This window comes from Devosia sp. (assembly GCF_036676215.1).
GTDB lineage: Bacteria > Pseudomonadota > Alphaproteobacteria > Rhizobiales > Devosiaceae > Devosia.
In genome coordinates, this window is the sequence record NZ_JAKFDJ010000160.1 from 1 (window position 1) to 21,170 (window position 21,170).

Below are 21,170 nucleotides of genomic sequence, written 5' to 3' on the forward strand. Positions count from 1 at the left end.
AGTATAATGGATGACCAGCGATATGCAAGGGTGGAAAAGGCTTGGGACGGTAGCCTTGCGGAGAGCAGCTCGCGGGTTACAGCAGTTGCAGTCTCGCTCCCTGCGACCACCCGCGCCTTGCCTATGCCACGACCGCGGGATCATATGGCGCCAAACGGAGCCGCCCCATGACTGCCACCACCATCAATGATGCTGAAATCGCCAAATTCACCGCGATGGCCGAGGAATGGTGGGATCCCAAGGGCAAGTTCAAGCCGCTGCACAAGTTCAATCCCGTGCGCCTCGGCTATATCCGCGAGCACCTGCTCGCCCATTTTGATCGCGACGGCACCGCCATGCGCCCGTTTGAGGGGCTCACCATCCTCGATGTCGGCTGCGGCGGCGGATTACTGTGCGAACCTTTGGCTCGGCTCGGCGCGACCGTCACCGGCATTGATGCGGCCGAGCGCAACATCACCATCGCCCGGCTCCATGCCGAACAGTCGGGGCTGAGCATCGATTACCGCGCCACCACCAGCGAGGCTCTCGCCGCCGAGGGCCGCCTCTTCGACATGGTACTCAACATGGAAGTGGTCGAGCATGTCGACAATGTCCCGCTCTACATGAAGAGCTGTGCCGACCTGGTAAAGCCGGGTGGGCTTGCCCTGACCGCCACGCTCAATCGCACGGCGCGCGCCTATGCCTTCGCCATCGTCGGCGCCGAACGCATACTGCGCTGGCTGCCCAAGGGCACGCATGACTGGAACAAGTTCCTGACCCCCGACGAGATCAAGACGCTGCTGACCCGGAATGGCCTGCGCGTGACCGGCGAGACTGGCGTGGTCTTCCATCCCCTGGCCGATGAATGGCGCCAATCGCGCGACATGGCGATCAACTACATGGTGATGGCAGAGCGCCCTGCCGCCGCGCTATAGCTGGCGCACAACCAGCGGAGCGTCCATGTCTTTCAAGCCGTTCGCCGTCGCCCTGTTTGCCGCCATCGTGCTGGCAAGCCCCGCCTTCGCGCAGAGCGAAGAAGACGTCATGAGCCAGATCGAGACCCTGCACGGCAAATCGGTCGAGTTCGGCGAGGCCTTCGGCCTGCTGCAGGACGCCTTCCTGTTCGGCGACCCCACAACCATCGCCGATCTCGGCGCCTATCCGTTCGAAGTGGCCGCCAATGGCGAACTCTACGACATCTTCGGGCCGGAAGACCTGGTCGACAATTTCGATGTCCTGCTGACCCAGGACACCATTGACGCCCTTTCCAGCCAGGATTTTGCCGATCTCATCGTCAACAGCGATGGCGTCGGCTTCGGCGATGGCGTGCTGTGGATGAGTTTGGTCTGTGTCGATGATAGCTGCAGCGACAGCTATTGGGGCATAATCCGCATCAACAACTAGGCCTTGCGCCCGAGCCAATCTGCGCGTTCCTCGGGTGAGAAATGCTCTATGGCATAGCGCAGCATGACCCGCGGCATGCTTGTCGCGTGCCGCTCGAGGAATGCCTCTACCCGCGGCCTGTCATGCATCGCCACTGTCCGCAGCATGCCGCCCACCACTTTGTGGATGAGATCGTGTGCGTCACTCACCAGCATTTCGGCGATCGCCATCACGTCATCGAACTGGCGCGGCTTGATGAAGGCCATGGTCGCGAACATGGCCGTGCGCCTTTCCCATAGATTGTCCGACCGGGCCAGGTCATAGAGCACCGAGCGGTCCCTGTCCCGCAGCCAGGCGCCGAGCACCTGATGCGCGCCTAGGTCGACCAGGTCCCAGTTGTTGATCCGGTCATGCCGTCGCAGATAGAGCTGCGCCAGCGCCTCGCGCCGCTCCGCCGTGGTCTTTTTCAATGCAAACTGCTTGGCCATGATCGAGACGGCCCCGGCCCGGGCCTCGTGGATATCGCTCTCGAGCAGGGCCTCGATCTCATCCGGCTCCATGCCGACGAAGTCCTTGGCCAGCGCAAAGACCGTCCCCATGCGCACGCCGATGAACCGGTCGCCCGCGCCATAGTCGCCCGCACCGGTCTTGAAATAGCGGCCGATCTTGGCCAGTTCCGCGTCGGACTGGTTGGCCCACAGGGCAGCGATGAAAGCAACGGCAGTCGGCGTGGTCATGTCGAGGGCCCAGAGATTCGCATCAACACTAGGCGTCGCGCTCGGCTTCTATGTCACGCGCCAACTCGCCAGCCTCCTCGTCGGACAGGTCCGTCTCGCTCAGGTCGCCCAGTGGTTCATGACTGCGATCCGTACCATCAGGCGCGCCGTTATCGCCTTTGCGCTTCGACTTGTCTTCGGCGACCTTGCCCCGCCGCGGCGGCTTATTGCTGGTCATTGTATCGCCCCTTGTTCCGGCCCACACTGCGGGTCAGGGCGGCGAATTCGGCCGCCTCCTCCCGCGCATTGGCGGCGCGCAACAGTCGGATGGGAAAGGCCACGGCGTCCCTGTTCGCCGGCGTGAGATCCTCAATCGCCCGGTCATCTCCGGTAATGGCCGCCTCGGCCAGGGCCAGAGCCTGCTCGATTTCCTCACGCGAGAGGATTTCCTTGTTCACCAGGCACCGGTTGACTGCGGCTACGGCCATCAGCAGCCCCTCGATCTGCAGGTTTGCAGCATTCATTGCGTCCTCCTCCACTCGCCTACCAACGCCCGGCAATGCAGAGCGATGCACCGCCTGCGCAGAACCGCCATTGCGGCCCGTCCCGCGCTCAGTTCAGCAAGCACAGCCTATCCCCACCTTCCAATCCGCTCCACCCCTCACCCACGCCACCCAGATAGTCTGTACCGTACGGTACGGTACGGTTTTCGATTGATCCCATTCTGGAATGGGTCTAGTAAAGAACGGCCGCGCCATCTCGACCGGCGCACTGAATTCCAAGGACATTTGTCATGCCTGCATACCGTTCACGCACCACCACCCACGGCCGCAACATGGCCGGCGCGCGCGGCCTCTGGCGCGCCACGGGCATGAAGGACGGCGATTTCGGCAAGCCGATCATCGCCGTGGTCAACAGCTTCACCCAGTTCGTGCCGGGCCACGTCCATCTCAAGGATCTGGGCCAGCTCGTCGCCCGCGAAATCGAGGCTGCTGGTGGCGTGGCCAAGGAATTCAACACCATCGCGGTCGATGACGGCATCGCCATGGGTCACGACGGCATGCTCTATTCGCTGCCCAGCCGCGACCTTATCGCCGACAGCGTCGAATACATGGTCAACGCCCATTGCGCCGACGCCATGGTCTGCATTTCCAACTGCGACAAGATCACCCCCGGCATGCTCAATGCCGCCATGCGCATCAACATCCCGGTCGTCTTCGTTTCCGGCGGACCGATGGAAGCCGGCAAGGCCATGCTCAAGGGCAAGCTGCAGGCACTCGACCTGGTCGACGCCATGGTGATGGCCGCCGACGATCACTATACCGACGAGGAAGTTCAAGCCGTCGAAGAAGCCGCCTGCCCCACCTGTGGCTCCTGCTCGGGCATGTTCACCGCCAATTCGATGAACTGCCTGACCGAGGCCCTGGGTCTCTCCCTGCCCGGCAACGGCTCGACCCTGGCGACACACTCCGACCGCAAGCGCCTGTTCCAGGAAGCCGGCCACCTGATCGTCGATCTGGCCAAGCGCTGGTACGAGCAGGACGACGCCTCCGCTCTCCCCCGCACCATCGCCACCAAGGCCGCGTTCGAGAATGCCATGACGCTCGATATCGCCATGGGCGGTTCGACCAACACCGTGCTGCACATCCTGGCCGCGGCCCACGAGGGTGGCGTCGATTTCACCATGGACGACATCGACCAACTCAGCCGCAAGGTTCCCGTGCTCGCCAAGGTCGCGCCGGCAAAGGCCGATGTGCACATGGAAGACGTTCATCGTGCTGGAGGTATCATGGCCATTTTGGGGCAACTCGACCGCGCCGGCCTGATCAACCGCAAGGAACCGACCATCCATGCGCCCACCATGGGCGATGCTTTGGACAAGTGGGACATCTCCCGCACCAATTCGGAAAGCGTGCGCAACTTCTTCATGGCCGCCCCCGGCGGCGTGCGCACCACCCAGGCCTTCTCCCAGTCCAACCGCTGGGCCGAACTCGATCTCGACCGCCAGAACGGCGCCATAAGGTCGCCCGAGAATGCCTTCTCCAAGGATGGCGGCCTCGCCGTGCTCAAGGGCAATATTGCCATCGACGGCTGCATCGTGAAGACGGCGGGCGTCGATGAATCCATCCTCAAATTCACCGGCAAGGCCCGCGTCTTTGAGAGCCAGGACGATACCGTCAAGGCCATTCTCTCCAATGAAATCAAGGAAGGCGACGTGCTCGTCATCCGCTATGAAGGCCCGCGCGGCGGCCCCGGCATGCAGGAAATGCTCTATCCGACGAGCTATCTGAAATCCAAGGGACTCGGCAAAGCCTGTGCCCTGCTGACCGACGGCCGCTTCTCCGGCGGCACCTCAGGCCTCTCCATCGGCCACGTCTCGCCCGAGGCCGCCGAAGGCGGCACCATCGGCCTGGTGCGCGAAGGCGACACCATCGAGATCGACATCCCCAACCGCAGCATAACCCTGCTCGTCTCCGATGACGAACTGGTGCAGCGCCGGCATGAGCAGGACCAACTCGGCTGGAAGCCGGCCCACCCGCGCAAGCGCAACGTCACCACCTCGCTCAAGGCCTATGCGGCTTTTGCCACTTCGGCAGCACGGGGCGCGGTGCGCGATACGCAGGCTATTGATAAGCTCTGGAACTGAAGCGGGCCTAACTGGAATTCCGCTCGCTGAAGGTGCAGTCGACACCCTCCCCCTCGCGGGCTTCGTGCCGTCCCAACGGGCAAATCGCTCCAGTGGAGCGATTTGAGGCAAGAAGGATCAAGGGTGGGGGGCGTTTGGCCCCAATATCCGGGCTCTCGACACCCCCTCCCAGCCTCCCCCGTCGAGGGGGAGGTGCCGCTCCACTCCGCGGCAGGTCGGGGCCACAATCTCCCCGAACCATTCACGACAAACACGTGACAAGCACCTCATCCGGTGCTAAACGCCGCTCAGCCGTCCGGCGGTCTGCCAAGACTGCTGGTCTGGTCAGGTTCGATGGCGGGGATTCCACCCTCCCCATCGAACCGACCCTAATCCCCGAAATTGTTGCTTCTTCAGGCGATGCCCAGCTCGGCGCGCAGCTTCTTGGTGAGTCCGGCGGCCACCAGCGCGTGCGAGCGGCCGATATAGGCCACGAGGTCGCCCTCGCCCAATGGCGAGGACTGCTGCACCGAGACCCATTGCCGCTTGGCGAAATAGGCGGCCTGCGCCACGCCATCGAGCGCGGTAAGGATATCGAAACTGGCTTCGCCGCACTTGAAGACCAGTCGGAGCGGCGCTTGATCAGAGAGCAGGCAGAAGACCTTGCCACCCACCTTGGCGACGCGCGCCTCCCATTGATCGACGAAGGTCACGCCCGGCAGGGCACCCAGCTGAGTGCCGAATCCCGCGCGATCGAACAGGCTCAATTGTGTTCCTCGGGCAGGTCCGGCAGCGGCATGAAATCCACGCCGTCTTCCGCCAGCGCGATGACATCGTCCCGCGTAGCCTCGCCATAGATGCCACGGGCCTCAACTTCCTCGAAGTGGATCTTGCGGGCCTCCTCGGCAAATTTGTCGCCGACATAATCGGCCTCGCTGATCACCTTCTGCCGATAGGCCCGCAGCAGCGCGCGCAGCTGGACCGCGTCCGGTTGTGCCGAGCTGAGCGAGACCTTTTCATTGTCGGTACGCGCCACCGCTGGCGCCATCAGCGCCTTCTCGATTCCCGCATCCCCGCATACTGCACAGGTCACGATGCCACGCGCCTGCTGCTCGTCGAATGCGGCCGCATTCTTGAACCAGGCGTCGTATTGGTGGCCCTTGGAGCAATGGAGCGAATACTGGATCACGGCAACGTCTCATGAGCCGGAGGGCTCTGCTGATTGATCATATAGGACACGGGCTTACGGCTGCAACGTGCCGGGCACTGCAAAGTTTCGTGCATTGGCCAGAGCGGGGATGCGCTCGCGCGCATCGGCGACCAGACTGGCATCAATGTCCGCCACCAATATGCCCGGCTCGTCGTGGTCGAGCTCGGCGATAATGCGCCCCCAGGGGTCGATGACCAGCGAATGACCGTAGGTCGCCCTGCCATTGGCGTGCTGTCCGCCCTGCGCCGCCGCTATGACATAGGACCCGGTCTCGATCGCCCTTGCGCGCAGCAGGACGTGCCAATGCGCCTGCCCCGTCGGCACGGTAAACGCCGCCGGCACTGCGATCAGGTTCGCCCCGGCATTGGCAAGGCTATTGTAGAGCTTGGGAAAGCGCATGTCGTAGCAAATGCTCATGCCCAGCGTGAAATCGCCGAGCGGCGCCGTCACCGCCGCTTCGCCACCGGCATAGGTGGCACTTTCCCGATAGGCGTTGAGCCCGGCAATGGTCGCATCGAACAGGTGGATCTTGTCATAGGTCGCGGCGATTCCGCCGTCCGGCCCGAACAGCACCGAACGATTGGCAAACCGGCCATCCTCCAGCGGCACCGCCAGCGAGCCGATATGGATATGCATGCCATACTGCCGCGCCAGTTCCCCTACCAGCCGCAATTGCGGATGGCCCTCGAACGGCGCCGCCACGCTGGCCAGTTGCTCGCGATTTTCCGGGAAGATCATGGTGACTTCCGGCGTCAGCGCATATTGCGCGCCCGCCGCGGCGGCCTCGGCAAGCATGGGCTCAAGCGCGGCAAGATTGGCATCCGGGTCAAGCCCGGAGCGCATCTGGATGGCGGCGATCTTCATGGGATTATGGCTTTCGCATTAGTCCTGCAGCAGCGGGTCGAGTCCGCCCCGGCGATCCAGCGCCGCCATGTCGTCATAGCCGCCGACATGGGCGTCGTCGATGAAGATCTGCGGCACGGTGCGGCGTCCATGCGCCCGCTGCGTCATCGCCTCGCGTCGCTCGGGATCAAGCACGTTGATCTCGGTATAGTCGGCCCCCTTCTCAGCCAGCAGCGACTTGGCGGCGTGGCAATAGGGGCAGGTCGGCGTGGTGTAGATTTCAATTCTGGCCATCGGCATTTCTCCAAGGGGAGACGGGCGTTTGTTCTTTATATGGGCAAGTCAGCGCCAATGACAACGCGGGCGAAGGTCACGACATCGACAGCCTCTACGCCCGCCTTGAGCAGCGTGCGCGTCACCGCCTTGACCGTGGCCCCTGTCGTATAGACATCGTCCACCAGCACCACGCGTCTGCCCCTGGCGCGCACCAGGATATCGGGATGAACAGCAAAGGCGCCCGCCACATTGCGCTGCCGTCCGTCGCCACTCAGCCCCACCTGCTGCCGGGTCTTGCGAGTGCGCCTCACCAGATCGGTATCCACCTGGAGCCCGGTCGACCGGCCCAGCGCCCTGGCGAGTTCCGCCGACTGGTTATAGCGCCGCTCCCGCTGCCGGGCTGGATGCAGCGGCACCGGCACCAGCAGCGGTTCACCCGCCCAAAGCTCATGCCCGGCGCCCGCCATCAGCCCTGCGCAAAACCGCGCCAGCTCTGGCCGGTCACCATATTTGAGCCGCGAGACCACCGTCCGCGCCACCTCACCATAGATCACCGCGGCCCGCGCCCGGCCGAAGGGCGGCGGATCGGCCAGTGCCTCGGCTGAGAGAGCCTCAGGTCCGAGCGAGACCGCAAAGGGCAGGCCCAGCCGAGGGCAGAGCGGAGCGGTGATCGGCCGCAGCGCAGCAAAGCACTTCGGACAGAGCGTATCGGGTGTCGCCGTCGGCGCATCGCAATTGAGGCAGACCGGGGGATAGGCCAGATCGAGCAACATGCCGCCAAGCCGCCGCACGCCACTACCGAAGCGCCGGTGCCACCCTTGGCTTTTGACAACCCCCTCGGCGCTCTCCATAAGCACGATAGTGCCACGTCCCCAATCGGCCGCAAGTCCCTCATGAGCCAGCCGCAAGCGATTTTCGATACAGCCCTGATCGCGCGCAACCTGGCCCGCCGGCCCGGCAATGGTGATTTCGTCACCGATCTGGTGCTGGCCGATCTCGCCGACCGGCTCGGCACGCTGATCCGCGAATTCCCCAAGGCCCTGATCATCGGCCCCGATGTCGACAAGCTGCCCGCCCTCGGCCAGACGGCCAACGCGAGCTTTCCATTCGAACGGCTGCCGGCCTTTACCGCGGGCGACGAACTGCCCGAGATCGTTGGCAGCGACTATAATCTCATCGTTTCGCTGCTGCATCTGCAGGTCGTCAACGACGTGCCCGGCTATCTGGCGCGGTTGCGCGCCCGCCTCGCCCCCGATGGCCTGCTGATGGTCGCGGCGCTTGGCGGTGAGACGCTGACTGAATTGCGCGAGGCTTTTCTTGCTGCCGATTCAATGGTTTATGGCGGCGCTTCGGCCCGCGTCGCTCCCATGATCCAGGTCCGCGATGCTGGGGCGCTGCTGCAGCGTGTGGGTCTGGCCCTGCCCGTGGCGGATGTGGAAACCCATGTCGTGCGCTATGCGTCGCCCTTTGCCCTGATGGCCGAGCTCAAGGCCCTGGGTGCCGCCAACCCCCTGGTGGATCGGCCCAAACGGCTGGCCACGCCAGCGCTGCTGACGGCCGCCGCCAATGCCTATGTGGCACGGGACGGCGATCCCGACGGCCGCATTCGCGCGACGCTGGAAGTCATCTGGCTGTCCGGCTGGGCGCCGCATGAGAGCCAGCAGCAGCCGCTGCGCCCGGGCAGCGCGACAACGCGCCTGGGCGACGTGCTGGGCAAGGCATAGCCTCCATCCGCCATAGCCGCAACATGGACTTCTGCGCGCCCTTGACCGTGACCACGCCAATGGCACACTGCCAGCACGGGAGCCCAGGGAGATGATAATGGCCGAATGCAAGGTGATCCGGGGCGGCGCCGCGTTTCATGGCAAGCAGGGCATGGACTATTTCGCCGGCATCTCGGCCGAAAGCGCTGGTTCGGCCGGCATCTGCATGCACATGCTGGTTCTACCGCCGGGCGGCAAGGCCAGGCCGCACTACCACGAGAGCCATGAAACGGCGATCTTCCAGCTCCAAGGATCGACCTCATTTTATCATGGGCCAAACCTCGAATTTCTCGATTCCGTCGCCCAGGGCGACTACGTCTACATCCCGGCGGGCGTGCCGCACCAGCCGTTCAACCCCACCGACCAGATCGCCCGCGCACTCATTGCCCGCACCGACCCCAACGAGCAGGAAAGCGTCGTCCTGCTGCCCGACAGCGCCAGCCGGCTTTAGCCCAGAAAAAAGGGCCGGTGTTTCCACCAGCCCTTCGCATTACTTTTGAAACTGTTCGCTTTACGCGGCAGCTTCCTCGTCGCTTTCGGCAGCGTCGCTTTTGACGCGCTTGGGGGACTTGGCCAGGTTCTTTTCGATGAGTTGAACCGCTTCGGTCAGCGTCAGCTTGTTGACGGCACCGATTTCGCGGCTCATGCGGTCCATCGCCTGCTCGAACAGCTGGCGTTCCGAATAGGACTGCTCGGGCTGCTCTTCGGAGCGATAGAGGTCGCGCACGACTTCGGAGATGGCGATCAGATCGCCCGAATTGATCTTGGCTTCATATTCCTGGGCGCGGCGCGACCACATGGTGCGCTTGACACGGGCACGGCCGGTCACGGTGGTCAGTGCCTGGGTGACCATGTCCTCCTCGGCCAGCTTGCGCATGCCGACGGATTTGATCTTGGCGACGGGCACGCGTAGGGTCAGCTTGTCCTGTTCGAAACTCAGCACGAACAGCTCAAGGGTCAGGCCGGCGACTTCTTGTTCCTCGATCGAGACGATCACACCGACGCCATGCGCCGGATAGACAACATACTCGCCAGTCTTGAACCCAAGCCGCTGCTGTGACTTCTTGGCTACCATAGTCATGGAACTCCTTGTTGACGCCCCAAAGTGGACAATTCCTTGCGGGAAGGTCCGTCCACTCCTACTCTTTTTACCAGCGCCCCGATGAAACGCTGCGCAGCAAAAATCCCATAGCCATCCAGGTCCGCTTTCCCCGGAGGTCCATACATCTGGCGATGTTGTCAAAAAAATCGTGCCTTAAGGCACGGGCTGGTGACGGGCTCAACTGCATATGGCAAGACCATAGCACAAAATTTCAGCAAAATCAAAAACTACGAATCAGGTCGCAATTTCGCGTCGCGCGCCGACGCACGCAATTGGGCCATGATGTGGCTGCGAGCCAATTTTCGGCTTGTCCACCGGATGTGCACAGGCCCGGCGGCTCTGTACTCAGTCGCCTTCGCCGGGCGCTTCGGAGAAATACTTCTCCAGCTTGCCCTCTTCGCCGTCCTTGTCCTTGGCCTCGGGCAGCGGATCGCGCCGTTCGGTCAGGTTCGGCCAGAGCGAGGCAAACTTGGTATTGAGGACCAGCCAGTCGTCCAGCCCGCTCTCGGTGTCCGGCTTGATGGCTTCGGCAGGGCATTCCGGCTCGCACACACCGCAATCGATGCACTCGTCCGGATGGATCACGAGCATGTTCTCGCCTTCGTAGAAACAGTCCACCGGACACACTTCCACGCAATCGGTGTACTTACAGGCGATGCAATTATCGGTGACGATATAGGTCATATCGGGCGACAGTCCGGCAGGGTCTCAACGCGTCCGGTGCTAAACCGTTTTCGCCTGCCCCGCAAGGCTGCGGCTGGCAAGCAATTGCCGCAGTCAGCCGCCATACGGGCATAATTTACCAACCGCTACGCTGCAGGCGAATGGCGGAACACCACATCCTCCAGATCCTAGCGCGGTGCATGCTTATCGACCACCGCACCGAGTCGCTCGGCCAGGGCGATGGAGCGGACATTGTTCGGATCGACATAACTCACCAGCGTTGGCAGGCCACGCTCGCCAAAGGCCCAATCGCGCAGGGCGCCCGCGGCCTCGCCCGCATAGCCCTGCCCTTCATGCCCTCCAAACAGCAGCCAGCCCAATTCCTTTTCCGGAAACAGCGGCCCATGATTGATGCCGACCTGTCCGACGCATTCGCCCGTCAGGCGCAGATCGACCATCAGCGCGCCATGATCGAACAGCTGCCAGCAGGCAACGTCGTGGCAGAACAGCCCCCAGGCCGCGAAAGAACTGTATGGCCCGCCCATATATTTCGCTCGTTCCGAGGTGAGCAGTTCTTCCATGGCAGGGAAGTCGGCAAAAACCGGCGGACGCAGGATCAGGCGGGGGGTGGTGAGAGTGGGGATAGAGGTCATGGGCGTCCTTCACCTCTCCCCTGGGGGAGAGGTGAGAAAGGCCCTACTCATCCTCCCCACCCCTTAGCTTGTCCGTCTCCCGCCTCTGCTTCTTGGTCGGGCGGCCGGCGCCGTCGCCACGCGGCGCGATCGCTGCTTCAAAGGGAGATTGCTCGGCTTTCGGCAGGACAGGCGGCGACAGGTCCTCGTAGAGTCCTTGCGCCTCGCTGGCCGGACCGCGCCGTGTGCCGGGATCGACAATGCGCCAGACAACGATGCGGCCATGCAAAGCCATGGTCAGCACATCGCCCGCGCCCACCTTGAGGTCGCTGCGATCCGTCCGTTCCGAATTGACGCGGATGGCGCCGGTCTCGATGACCTTCTGCGCCAGCGTGCGCGATTTGAGGGCGCGCGAGAAAAACAGGAACCTGTCGAGCCGCTCCTTGCGGACCGGTTCGCTTGTCCCTGCCAATCTTTACTCGGCCTTGCGGTCGCGCAGCGCCGCAAGCTTGGCAAAGGGGCTGTCCGGATCGAACGCCTTCTCTTTTCTCTCTTCGCGTGGCCGCTCGAACTTGGCCTTGTCGCCCTGCTGGTCGGCCGGGCGGCGATTGTCATTGCGACCCTTGCCCTCGAATTTCGGCTTCGGATTGAGGTGCTGGGCCTTGGAGAGATCCTGCACCTCGCCCTCGGGGCGGCGCGGGGCCGTGGGGCGCTGATTACGCTCGGGACGCTTGGCCTGCGCCTCGCCTTCCGGCCGGCGACGATGCTCGTGCCGCTTGGCATCGACACGCTTGCCGGCCGGCGACCACACTTCGTCAAATTCCGGTTCGGCCGATGCGGCCGGCACCGACTCGGCCGTTTCGGGCGTCGACTCGACAACCGTCGTGGCCGGAATATCGGCTTCGACCGACGGCGCGACATCAGCCGTCACCGCTTCGACCGGCGCTTCATCGACGGCATCGACACTGGCCGGGTTCTCGGCCAGCACTTCTTCCAGCGCCGGCGCCTCGGCCGTTGCCTCTGCCGCCACGGCTGGTGCCGCGACCTTGGGCGTACGCTTGACGCGATAGCCAAGCGAATTGAGGATCGAGGCAAAGTCTTCGCCCGAGCAACCCAGCAGCGAGGTCATTTCCACGGTAACGCGGAAGCCATTGCCCTCGGCAGCGCCGGGAGGCAGTTCGCCCTGGTGGCGGGTCGGATCGAGCGCGATCAGCGGCCGGATGATGTCGGCCAGGCGTTCGAGGATATCAACGCGCACCGCGCGCTTGCCGGCCACCTTGAAGCCGGCGATCTCATAGAGCCGCGTATCGACTTCAGGATCAACCACAAAGCTGGTGCGGCCACTCAGCACGATATGGGGAATATCGGTGACGCCGGCCTGGCGCACCCCGCCATGCTTGAGGGCAAACAGAATCAGCGCCAGCTCGCGCGGCGCCGGCTTGAGCGAGAGCGGCAGATAGATGTGGTAGGCGCCGAACTTGATGCCCAGCTTGCGCATCTTGCCGCGCACGTCCTGGTCAAGATTCTTGACCTCATCGGCCACCTGGCTGCGCGGGATCAGCCCCAGATGCTCGAACAGCTGGAATGCAATGCCGCGCGCCGCGCCTTCGAGATCGGCCGGTGCTTCCAGCGACATGACGCTTTCCAGCACCGTATTGATGTGGTGACGCAGCCAGAGGCTCAGCCGCTCCTGCACGCGTTCGAGATCGATGCCGGTGAGGGTCTCGTCGGCCAGCATGAGGATGCGCGGCCGATAGAGCGCATCGCCCTCGATCAGCTCGGCGACGATATCGCCCTTCCAGCGCATGCGCCCGTCGGTCGCCAGCACGAATTCCTCGTTCGGCGCGCCGGCAAGCCGGTCGGCACGATTGTGGATTTCCGGCGCCACCACCTGGTCGGCTGCAGCGCGCAACCCTTTGATGTCGGCGTCGCCATCATTGCGCGCCAGGGCGAAGCGGAAGCCTTCAAGCGTGCCGATGAGATGGCCTTCCAGCCGCACTTCGCCACGCTCATTGATCTCGGGAGATGCCATACGTTTGTCTTTCAGGTGACGAAGCAGCACGCTCGTGCGCCGGTCGACGAACCGCTGGGTAAGCCGCTCATGCAGCGCATCACTCAGCCGGTCTTCAATGTCTCGGGTCTTTTCGCGCCAATGTGAAGGGTCTGCAAGCCAGTTTTTGCGGTTGGCGACAAAGGTCCAGGTGCGGACCTGCCTGATCCGGTTGCTCAAAGTATCGATATCGCCGCTCGCATTGTCGCAAAAGCGCACCTGCTCGGCAATCCAGTCCTCGTTGACCTTACCGCGTTTGACTAAGTCCGAGTAAATTCGCGTGACGATTTCGCCGTGATTGGCCGGTGAAATGCCCTGATAATCGGGAATCTGGCAGCATTCCCACAGCAACCGCGCGCCGTCCAGCCCGCGGGCCAACTGCCCGGCTTCGTTGCGGGAAACGAATTCCAGCGCATGCTGATCCTTGGCGACGGGCACCCGGGTCAGGCTGCGGTGCTCGGGTGTCATCTCGAGGCTGTCGCGCAAGGCGTTGATCGATGAAAAATCCAGCTGATTGTTGCGCCATTGCAGCACTTTAATGGGGTCGAAGTCGTGCGTTTCGAGCGCCACGACCATTTCCTCGTCGAATCCCTCGGTGCCACCGGTGACCCCGAACGTGCCGTTTCGCGCATGCCGACCGGCCCGTCCGGCGATCTGGCCGAGCTCGGCCGGGGTCAGCGGGCGGCTGGTATGGCCATCGAACTTGCTGTCATCGGCAAAGGCCACGTGATGGATATCGAGATTGAGTCCCATGCCAATGGCATCGGTGGCGACGAGAAAATCCACGTCGCCATTCTGGTAGAGCTCGACCTGCGCGTTGCGGGTGCGGGGCGAGAGTGCTCCCATTACCACCGCCGCGCCGCCGCGCTCGCGCCGGATCAGTTCTGCAATGGCATAGACCAGCCGCGCCGAGAAGGCGACGATGGCCGAGCGGGTCGGCTGGCGCGAAATCTTCTTGGAGCCGGCATAGGTGAGCTGGGAGAAGCGCGGCCGGTCCACGATCTCGCAATGCGGCAACAGCCGCTTGATCACCGGCGCCATGGTGGCCGAGCCCAGCAGCAGGGTTTCGCTGCTGCCGCGCGCATTGAGAATGCGGTCGGTAAAGACATGGCCGCGGTCAAAATCGGTGGCCACCTGGATTTCGTCGATGGCGACGCAGTCGACGCGAATATCGGTGGGCATGGCCTCGACGGTGCAGACCCAGTAGCGCGGCCGCACCGGCACGATGCGCTCCTCGCCCGTCACCAGCGCCACCGCCCCTTCGCCCACCCGCTCGACGCAGCGCTGATAGACCTCGCGCGCCAGCAAGCGCAGCGGCAGGCCGATCATCCCCGAGGGATGGGCCAGCATGCGCTCGATGGCAAAGTAGGTCTTGCCGGTATTGGTCGGGCCAAGAATCGCCTTGACCGATTGAGGAGGCGCGAAGGTCATTGCGGGCAATGTAGGGGCTCGGATCGACGGATGCGAGGCCTGCCAGACATTGTCCCGGGAAAGGACAGCAATGCGACCCTTTTGTCATGATGGTTAACCATGCGAACAGGACGGGAACGAAACAGCACCGAATCGGCGCGACTCACTGAATCTGGCTTCGTTCACGGCTAGGGCTGGTGGCTACGGGTCGGCAGGGACACAAGCGCCGCACCCGGACCACCAGGACGCAGGCAAAACCGCCAAATCCGTTCAGCTTGCTTGCCAAGGGGTTAATTTGGCGCCGAATCGAGCATTGGTGGCTGAAAGGTAAATTCCTGCGGCTGAAAGATTCTTCGTCGTTCATCAATGCCAGGGCGGCATTGCTGGCCCGCGGGGCATCAGATTGAGGAAGTCGGCTGTTGACCGTGCCGAACTGGAACAGAGGCTGCTGACAGGTTCCGACAGGGCAAGTGTCCAGAACCGCCACCTCCCTGACTGCAATCGGATCCACCCATGTCCCAGTTTGACCTCGCCGCCCTGCCCGCTCCCTTGGGCGACTATTTCACCGCCGGCGACCGCCGCGCCATCATCGGCGCCTTCGCTCCCGACGCCCGCGTTCGCGACGAGGGCGAGAACCATGTCGGCACGGTGGCCATCGCCAATTGGCTAGACCGCGTCGAAACCCGCTACCAGCCGCGCTACGCTATCCAGGATGCCCAAACCTCTGGCGACCAGACCGTGGTCACCTTTGTCGTCTCGGGCACCTTCCCCGGCAGCCCGGCCACATTGCGCCAGCAATTCGTCATCGCCGGGGGCAAGATCACCAGCCTCGCCACGCTCTAGACTGTCCCATTCCGGCACGGCGCAGACGCCGTGGTCCCGCTCCCGTTCACATCTGGTCCAAAGCCGGAACGAACAGGGAGCGAATCGAGCGGAGCGTGCAAATGCGCCTTTGTTCACCGCAAGCAGTGGTGGTCGCCGGCCACCTGGACACAAGTCGTCGACGCGACGCCACCGGATCGTCCGGCATGCGCGAAAACCGCTTCATCTCCATTGCCAAAGGATGAAGATCGGCCGTTTTGGCCCGACTGTGAACGCCCCATTGCCGCAGATTTTCTCTGCGGACCCAGCGTGTTAACGGACGCGCATCCGCCATGCGGGCACTCTATCGGCCAAAATTGAGGAAAAACCCGTTGACCGTCCCATCGCGGGACGCGCGACCTACTGGGTCAGCTTGGTCAGTACCATGGACAGATCGCCCATATTGGTGCCCAGCAGCACGCGATAGGGGATGAAGTAGCCGGTCTCCAGCAGCGGCGCATACCAGATGATGATGCGGTTGCTTTCGGCCAGGTAAGTGGTGATGTCCGAACTGGTGAAATGCCCCGAGATCGGGTCATAATTGACGGTGCACAGCACGACCGGCCCCTGATAGCCGGTGCGCGGCGAGGTCGCCTCGTCGTCGCCGGCATAGCTCATGGCAATGTCGAAGCGCTCGACGCCGGTAAAGATGCGCGCCTGCCGCTGGCACAGGCTCTTGTCGAGCCCGTTGCCCTTGAGCACGAAGGTGGAGAGAAAATCGCTGACCCCGGTCAGGTGCCGGCGCTCCAGCGGCACCCGGTCGTAATTGTCGATGATCGGCGGCTCTACCTGGAATGCCGAGACATCGCGCCCGGCAAAGGAGACATCGACATTGAAGCTCTCCCCATTGGCGCGGGTTTCGAGGTCGAACTTGTCCGCCATCAGGTTCTGCCCCGACGACCGCCCCGCCGAGGTCGCCCTGGCCGTGCCGCTCGCCACCAGGGTGCCCAGGCCCGCGACATTGGCCGACAGATCGAGGCTATAGCGGCTGCCATCATCCTCGAGATCCACCGTCATGGCGGCAATATTGATCCCGCCCAGCGTCAGCACATAGCTGGCCGATGCATTGACCTCGGCCGCATTGACGCTAGTGCTGAGGATCACGGCCAGCGTGGCCAGGCAGGCATGTCGGAGCTGGATCAAGGGACTGAGGTCTCTGCGGTGAATGGCGCGAATCAATAATTGTCTCAAAACTGCCTCCCGCTTGTGGCCCATGCAAGGCGCTCGCAGGCGTTTGAGGCCGCTTTGCCTTGACGGCGGCGCCCGTTTTCTCTAAAGACCCGCCAGATTTCATAACAATCGAGGCCCGTCGCGGACTTCTCCGCCACGCAGGACCTTTACACAAATAGGATATCTTCCAAATGGCACGTCGCTGTGAATTGACTGGCAAGGGTGTGATGGTTGGCAACAACGTCTCCCACGCCCTCAACCGTACCCGTCGCCGGTTCCTGCCGAACCTGGTGAACGTGACCCTGCTGTCCGAGGCGCTGAACCGCCCGATCAAGCTGCGCATCTCGGCTGCGGCCCTGCGCACCGTCGAGCACCGCGGCGGCCTCGACGCCTTCCTGCTCAAGCAGAGCGACGACACGCTGTCGACGCTCGCCCAGGGCATCAAGAAGGAAGTCCGCGCCGCCCTCGCTGCCTGAGCGAACGGCCGGCACATCGAATTTTTGCCGCGTGGGGACAAGTCTCCGCGCGGTTTTGTTTTTGCGTCATGGTGGCGCAATCCCGCCCCGGTCTTTTGCCGGTAGGCGGTCACATAGAGGTGCATTCTGATGCTTGCTCGTTTCCTGGCGGCCGTGGCCGCCATGGTCGTGGTCGTCGCCGCGTCCAACGTTCTCGTTCTCTATCCCCTGCAGGTCCAGCTCGGTTCGGTCAATCTCGCCGACCTGTTGACCTGGGGCGCCTTCACCTTCCCCTTCGCCTTCCTCATCACGGACCTGACCAATCGCTATGACGGGCCGCGCAAGGCGCGCCTCGTCGTGCTGGTGGGCTTTGTCGTCGGCCTGCTTGTCTCGCTCTACCTGAGCTACAATGCCTTGCCCTGGAATACGGGGGGCGCCGCAGCCACGACGCAGCGCATCGCGCTGGCCTCGGCCACCGCCTTTCTCGTGGGGCAGTTGCTCGATATCGCCATCTTTTCGCGCCTGCGCGCCGCCCGCGCCTGGTTCCTGCCGCCGCTGGCCGGTTCGCTGTTCGGTTCGATGATCGATACGGCGATCTTCTTCTCGATCGCCTTCGCCCCGGCTCTGGCCGGCGTGGATGCGCTGTTCGGCCTGGCCGACGGCTCGCTCGGCTTCCCCGCCCCATGGCTCGGCGTTGGTCCGGACGTGCCGCTCTGGTTCTCGCTGGCCTCGGGCGACTTCCTGGTGAAGTTCCTCGCCGCCTTGCTCCTGCTGGCGCCCTACCGGGCCCTGATGGGCAAGCTAAAGCCGCTGCCGCCGCTTGCCGCACAGGCGGCCTAGGCTCTTTCCCTTCTCCCCTCGTGGGAGAGGGACGGCGGGTGAGGGGTTCTGCGCCATCCCATGCTTCTATGCTGATGGATGGCGCAGGACCCCTCATCCGCCCTTCGGGCACCTTCTCCCTCAGAGGGAGAAGGGCGATGGCCCCGACTTCGGGACCTATTCCACCAGGGCGAATTCCAGCAGCAGGCTGCGCTGCCAGTCGTTGAAGTTATTGTCCGAGCCGATGAGGATGCGCAGCTCGCCGTCGGGCGCGGTGTGCACGGTCAGCGATTCCATATTGTCGATCGAGCCGCCGCTGGCCGACAGTAGCAATTCGCCTGCCATCAGATTGTCCGGCCGCACTTCGGCGGCCGGCACGCGGCGCAGCTCCATTACAAAACTCAGCATCGAGACGCCCCGCTCCAGCACCAGCAGGTCCCCATTGGGCAGGAAGGCGCATTCGGTGGGGTTCACCACCGGGCTGTTCTGATAGGCGATCGGCCCCTTGTCGTTCTGCCCCAACAGCCAACCGCGGTGATGGCCGTCTTCGTCGAGATAGTCCTCGGTCAATAGCAGGGTCGAGCCGGCAATGGGGGAGGCCGGCGGCGCGATGCACACGGCTTCGAGGGTTTCATTGGTCCGGCGATCGGTGAGCCAGTCCGGGATTGCGACCTCGCGCGCCGGGCCGCCCGGAACCCCGTTGGTGAGCGCAAAATCGGCCACCCGCGTCAGATGCTCGAAGCTCACCCGCACCGCCACCGGCGCCCCATCGCGCAGCACCGTATCGACGCTTTCGGCATCGCGCGCATATTGGCGCGGCAACACCTCTCCCCTGGAGTTGAGCATCGGTTCGATGGCCACCCCGATAAAGCCGAACAGCCTGTCGGCATTGTCATAGGCCAGCTGTCCGGTAACGAAATTGCCGCGGTCGGTGACGAAGACCACCTGCTGGTCGGGCCCGGTGACGGTGAGCCCGGACAGGCCGCCAAAGGTGTCGTCCGGACTGGTCAGCGCTATGCCGCCTCGAAAGACCAGTCCGTCCACCACCTGGCCGACCGCGCTGTCCTTGAACTGGGTAACCTGCGTTGCCGTCACCGTCGCCTCGACCGCCGCGGCGGGCATTGTCCCCACCAGCAGCGCCGCAGCGATGGCGCCGAGCCGGGTCATCCGCGTCCGCGCCGGCGCGACTGGGCCGGCATTTCCTCGTCGAACAGCGCCGCCAGTTCGTCGGTCAGCGCCCCCGCCAGTTCCTCGGCATCAAGCAGGGTCACGGCGCGACGATAATAGCGGGTCACGTCGTGCCCGATGCCGACGGCGACCAGCTGGATCGGCGAGCGGGTCTCGATGTCTTCGATCACCTGGCGCAGATGGGCCTCAAGATAATTGCCGGCATTGACCGACTGCGTGCTGTCATCAACCGGCGCACCGTCGGAAATCACCATCAGGATGCGGCGGGCCTCGTGGCGGGCCATCAGGCGCTTGCGCGCCCATTCCAGCGCTTCGCCATCGATATTTTCCTTGAGCAGCCCCTCGCGCATCATCAGCCCGAGATTGCGCCGCGCATGGCGCCACGGCTCGTCGGCGGACTTGTAGATGATGTGGCGCACGTCGTTGACGCGGCCCGGATTGGCGGGACGCCCGGCCTCAAGCCAGGCCTCGCGCGACTTGCCGCCCTTCCAGGCGCGGGTGGTGAAGCCCAGGATCTCGACCTTGACCCCGCACCGCTCCAGCGTGCGGGCGAGAATATCGCCGCAGATCGCCGCGATGGTGATCGGCCTACCGCGCATCGAGCCGGAATTGTCGATCAGCAGCGTCACGATGGTATCGCGGAAATCGGTGTCGTTCTCGACCTTGAAGGACAAGGCCTGCATCGGATCGGTCACCACGCGGGTGAGCCGCGCCGTATCGAGCAGGCCTTCCTCGAGATCGAACTGCCAGCTGCGATTCTGCTTGGCCATCAGCCGACGCTGCAGCTTGTTGGCCAGCCGCGCCACGGCGCCGGCCAGGTTTTCAAGCTGCTTGTCGAGGAGGCTCCGCAACTGATCGAGCTCATCGGGCGGGCACAGATCCGCCGCCTTGACGATCTCGTCGAATTTCTGGGTAAACACCTTGTAGTTGAACTGGTTGGAGAGCTGCGTGCCGCCGTCCTTGGCGGGCGGCGGCATGGGCGCGTCTTCGCCGGCCTCGGCGGCGGCGTCCTCGTCGCTATCGGCCATGTCCGATTCCATGCCGTCGACATCGCCGGTCTCTTCGCTGTCGCCGGCCTGCTCGTCCTGCTCGCTATCCTGGCTGTCGTTCTCGCCTTCGCCCTGTTCGGGCGACTTGTCTGAGCTGTCGCCGCTCTCGGGCTCCTGGTCGTCGCCCTCCTCCTCGTCGGAGGAATCGGAATCCATCTCGCTTTCGGGTACGAGATTGAGGTCACGCAGCAGCGCCTTGGCCGCCTTGGAAAACTCGTCCTGGTTTTCGTAGCGTGTCAGCAGCTCATCGAGGGACTTGCCGCCCTTGTCCTCGATCTCCTTGCGCCACAGATCGACCAGCGCATGGCCCGAAGGCGGCACCGGTACGCCGGCCAGCTTCTCGCGCAGCAAGAGCCCCAGGGCTTCGGCAATGGGGGCATCGCCCTTGCTGTCGACTTCGGCGAAATTGGCGCGGAATAGCCGGTCTTCCAGCATTTCGCCGATATTGCCGACCATGCCGGGCATGCGCACGCAGCCCAAAGCCTCGACGCGGGCCTGCTCCAGCGCATCGAAGGCCGCCCTTGCCGTGGGGTCGATAGGCGAGCGCTTGCGGTGGGTATCGGGATCGTGGCTGGCCAGCCGCATTGCCATGGCGTCGCCCTGCCCGCGGGCAATGGCGATGTCGCGCCGGGTCGGCAGGCGCGGCAGGTTGGCCAGCCGCGCCTTGTCCGAAGTCAGCAGCGGCCGGTCGGAGGTGAAGGTGACTTCCAGGTCTGCCTTGGCGCCGATCGCGCGCACCGTCGCACCCATGGCGGATTTGAACACCTGGGTCTGGTCGGGCTTGTTGGCTTTGCTGCGCGGCGGTTGTGCCATGGTCTATCGGTTCACTCTGTGACCGGGAAGGAAGGCCCCCTCACCCGGCCCGTTGGGCCGACCTCTCCCCCGAAGGGAGAGGTGAAGTTGTGGCGCGCTCGGTGCCTCTTACCTCTCCCCCTGGGGGAGAGGTCGCCGCGAAGCGGCGGGTGAGGGGGCCTT

At 63.9% G+C, this 21,170-nt stretch carries 24 protein-coding genes; 8 read left to right on the forward strand and 16 right to left on the reverse strand.

Going from position 1 to position 21,170, the window contains the following annotated elements:
* Window positions 1–167 precede the first annotated feature (167 nt).
* Together ubiG and V6M52_RS13485 are read left to right on the forward strand one after the other, a co-directional pair.
* Complete coding sequence (gene ubiG / locus V6M52_RS13480; RefSeq protein WP_332701390.1) at window positions 168–914, forward strand: bifunctional 2-polyprenyl-6-hydroxyphenol methylase/3-demethylubiquinol 3-O-methyltransferase UbiG; 747 nt, start codon at window positions 168–170, stop codon at window positions 912–914.
* Window positions 915–939: 25 nt separating this feature from the next.
* The gene (locus V6M52_RS13485) at window positions 940–1,383 is read left to right on the forward strand and encodes a hypothetical protein (RefSeq protein WP_332701391.1); all 444 of its coding nucleotides are present in this window, start codon (window positions 940–942) and stop codon (window positions 1,381–1,383) included.
* On the opposite strand, the gene V6M52_RS13490 is transcribed toward V6M52_RS13485, so the two are convergent.
* The 3 genes from V6M52_RS13490 to V6M52_RS13500 are packed head-to-tail and all read right to left on the reverse strand — an operon-like array spanning window position 1,380 to window position 2,602.
* Window positions 1,380–2,099 (reverse strand): DNA alkylation repair protein, encoded by a 720-nt coding sequence (locus V6M52_RS13490; protein ID WP_332701392.1) that lies wholly within the window; start codon window positions 2,097–2,099, stop codon window positions 1,380–1,382. The two genes, V6M52_RS13485 and V6M52_RS13490, sit on opposite strands and share 4 nt — an antisense overlap.
* A gap of 28 nt (window positions 2,100–2,127) precedes the next feature.
* On the reverse strand, window positions 2,128–2,316 hold the full coding sequence (locus tag V6M52_RS13495) for a hypothetical protein (protein WP_332701393.1): 189 nt from the start codon (window positions 2,314–2,316) through the stop codon (window positions 2,128–2,130).
* On the reverse strand, window positions 2,303–2,602 hold the full coding sequence (locus tag V6M52_RS13500; protein ID WP_332701394.1) for a hypothetical protein: 300 nt from the start codon (window positions 2,600–2,602) through the stop codon (window positions 2,303–2,305). The genes V6M52_RS13495 and V6M52_RS13500 overlap by 14 nt, the downstream gene beginning before the upstream one ends.
* A gap of 269 nt (window positions 2,603–2,871) precedes the next feature.
* Here V6M52_RS13500 and ilvD point away from each other — a divergent pair, with 269 nt between their 5' ends.
* A complete protein-coding gene (ilvD, locus tag V6M52_RS13505; RefSeq protein ID WP_332701395.1) occupies window positions 2,872–4,725 on the forward strand; it encodes a dihydroxy-acid dehydratase in 1,854 nt (617 codons plus the stop codon).
* 392 nt (window positions 4,726–5,117) lie between these two features.
* Here ilvD and V6M52_RS13510 read toward each other — a convergent pair whose 3' ends face one another.
* From V6M52_RS13510 to V6M52_RS13530, 5 genes are read right to left on the reverse strand one after another with little or no spacing between them, the layout of a single operon-like run.
* Window positions 5,118–5,471, reverse strand: a complete 354-nt coding sequence (locus V6M52_RS13510; RefSeq protein ID WP_332701396.1) for an MmcQ/YjbR family DNA-binding protein — start codon at window positions 5,469–5,471, stop codon at window positions 5,118–5,120.
* A complete protein-coding gene (locus tag V6M52_RS13515) occupies window positions 5,468–5,893 on the reverse strand; it encodes a DUF1178 family protein (RefSeq protein WP_332701397.1) in 426 nt (141 codons plus the stop codon). Before V6M52_RS13515 ends, V6M52_RS13510 begins: the two co-directional genes overlap by 4 nt.
* A gap of 54 nt (window positions 5,894–5,947) precedes the next feature.
* A complete protein-coding gene (locus tag V6M52_RS13520; protein WP_332701398.1) occupies window positions 5,948–6,778 on the reverse strand; it encodes a carbon-nitrogen hydrolase family protein in 831 nt (276 codons plus the stop codon).
* 18 nt (window positions 6,779–6,796) lie between these two features.
* Window positions 6,797–7,051: a glutaredoxin 3 gene (grxC, locus tag V6M52_RS13525; RefSeq protein WP_332701399.1), complete on the reverse strand. Its 255-nt coding sequence runs from the start codon at window positions 7,049–7,051 to the stop codon at window positions 6,797–6,799.
* Between the two features lie 35 nt (window positions 7,052–7,086).
* Entirely contained in the window at window positions 7,087–7,806 is a 720-nt protein-coding gene (locus V6M52_RS13530) for a ComF family protein (protein WP_332691152.1), read from the reverse strand.
* Between the two features lie 120 nt (window positions 7,807–7,926).
* Between V6M52_RS13530 and V6M52_RS13535 the strand changes: the two genes are divergently transcribed.
* Together V6M52_RS13535 and V6M52_RS13540 are read left to right on the forward strand one after the other, a co-directional pair.
* The gene (locus V6M52_RS13535) at window positions 7,927–8,757 is read left to right on the forward strand and encodes an SAM-dependent methyltransferase (protein WP_332701400.1); all 831 of its coding nucleotides are present in this window, start codon (window positions 7,927–7,929) and stop codon (window positions 8,755–8,757) included.
* A 97-nt stretch (window positions 8,758–8,854) separates the two neighbouring features.
* On the forward strand, window positions 8,855–9,247 hold the full coding sequence (locus V6M52_RS13540; protein ID WP_442881864.1) for a cupin domain-containing protein: 393 nt from the start codon (window positions 8,855–8,857) through the stop codon (window positions 9,245–9,247).
* 60 nt (window positions 9,248–9,307) lie between these two features.
* On the opposite strand, the gene V6M52_RS13545 is transcribed toward V6M52_RS13540, so the two are convergent.
* The 5 genes from V6M52_RS13545 to V6M52_RS13565 all read right to left on the reverse strand — a co-directional run bounded on the left by V6M52_RS13545 (window position 9,308) and on the right by V6M52_RS13565 (window position 14,674).
* A complete protein-coding gene (locus tag V6M52_RS13545; protein ID WP_332701402.1) occupies window positions 9,308–9,877 on the reverse strand; it encodes a CarD family transcriptional regulator in 570 nt (189 codons plus the stop codon).
* A gap of 366 nt (window positions 9,878–10,243) precedes the next feature.
* Window positions 10,244–10,582 carry a ferredoxin FdxA gene (fdxA, locus tag V6M52_RS13550; protein ID WP_332701403.1) on the reverse strand — a complete coding sequence of 113 codons (339 nt, stop codon included), beginning with the start codon at window positions 10,580–10,582 and terminating at the stop codon, window positions 10,244–10,246.
* 167 nt (window positions 10,583–10,749) lie between these two features.
* Entirely contained in the window at window positions 10,750–11,214 is a 465-nt protein-coding gene (locus tag V6M52_RS13555; RefSeq protein WP_332701404.1) for a GNAT family N-acetyltransferase, read from the reverse strand.
* Window positions 11,215–11,257: 43 nt separating this feature from the next.
* Window positions 11,258–11,665, reverse strand: coding sequence for an RNA-binding S4 domain-containing protein (locus V6M52_RS13560; RefSeq protein WP_332701405.1), 408 nt, complete (start codon window positions 11,663–11,665; stop codon window positions 11,258–11,260).
* A 3-nt stretch (window positions 11,666–11,668) separates the two neighbouring features.
* A complete protein-coding gene (locus V6M52_RS13565) occupies window positions 11,669–14,674 on the reverse strand; it encodes a helicase-related protein (protein ID WP_332701406.1) in 3,006 nt (1,001 codons plus the stop codon).
* A 492-nt stretch (window positions 14,675–15,166) separates the two neighbouring features.
* Here V6M52_RS13565 and V6M52_RS13570 point away from each other — a divergent pair, with 492 nt between their 5' ends.
* Window positions 15,167–15,496 (forward strand): nuclear transport factor 2 family protein, encoded by a 330-nt coding sequence (locus tag V6M52_RS13570; protein ID WP_332691132.1) that lies wholly within the window; start codon window positions 15,167–15,169, stop codon window positions 15,494–15,496.
* 378 nt (window positions 15,497–15,874) lie between these two features.
* Here V6M52_RS13570 and V6M52_RS13575 read toward each other — a convergent pair whose 3' ends face one another.
* Window positions 15,875–16,657 (reverse strand): DUF3108 domain-containing protein, encoded by a 783-nt coding sequence (locus tag V6M52_RS13575; RefSeq protein WP_332701407.1) that lies wholly within the window; start codon window positions 16,655–16,657, stop codon window positions 15,875–15,877.
* Between the two features lie 218 nt (window positions 16,658–16,875).
* On the opposite strand from V6M52_RS13575, the gene rpmB reads away from it, so the two are divergent.
* Window positions 16,876–17,160 carry a 50S ribosomal protein L28 gene (rpmB, locus tag V6M52_RS13580; protein WP_332691127.1) on the forward strand — a complete coding sequence of 95 codons (285 nt, stop codon included), beginning with the start codon at window positions 16,876–16,878 and terminating at the stop codon, window positions 17,158–17,160.
* Window positions 17,161–17,289: 129 nt separating this feature from the next.
* A complete protein-coding gene (locus V6M52_RS13585; protein WP_332701408.1) occupies window positions 17,290–17,979 on the forward strand; it encodes a queuosine precursor transporter in 690 nt (229 codons plus the stop codon).
* 156 nt (window positions 17,980–18,135) lie between these two features.
* Here V6M52_RS13585 and V6M52_RS13590 read toward each other — a convergent pair whose 3' ends face one another.
* Together V6M52_RS13590 and cobT are read right to left on the reverse strand one after the other, a co-directional pair.
* Window positions 18,136–19,125 (reverse strand): esterase-like activity of phytase family protein, encoded by a 990-nt coding sequence (locus V6M52_RS13590; protein WP_332701409.1) that lies wholly within the window; start codon window positions 19,123–19,125, stop codon window positions 18,136–18,138.
* The gene (gene cobT / locus V6M52_RS13595) at window positions 19,122–21,008 is read right to left on the reverse strand and encodes a cobaltochelatase subunit CobT (protein WP_332701410.1); all 1,887 of its coding nucleotides are present in this window, start codon (window positions 21,006–21,008) and stop codon (window positions 19,122–19,124) included. Before cobT ends, V6M52_RS13590 begins: the two co-directional genes overlap by 4 nt.
* Window positions 21,009–21,170: the final 162 nt, after the last annotated feature.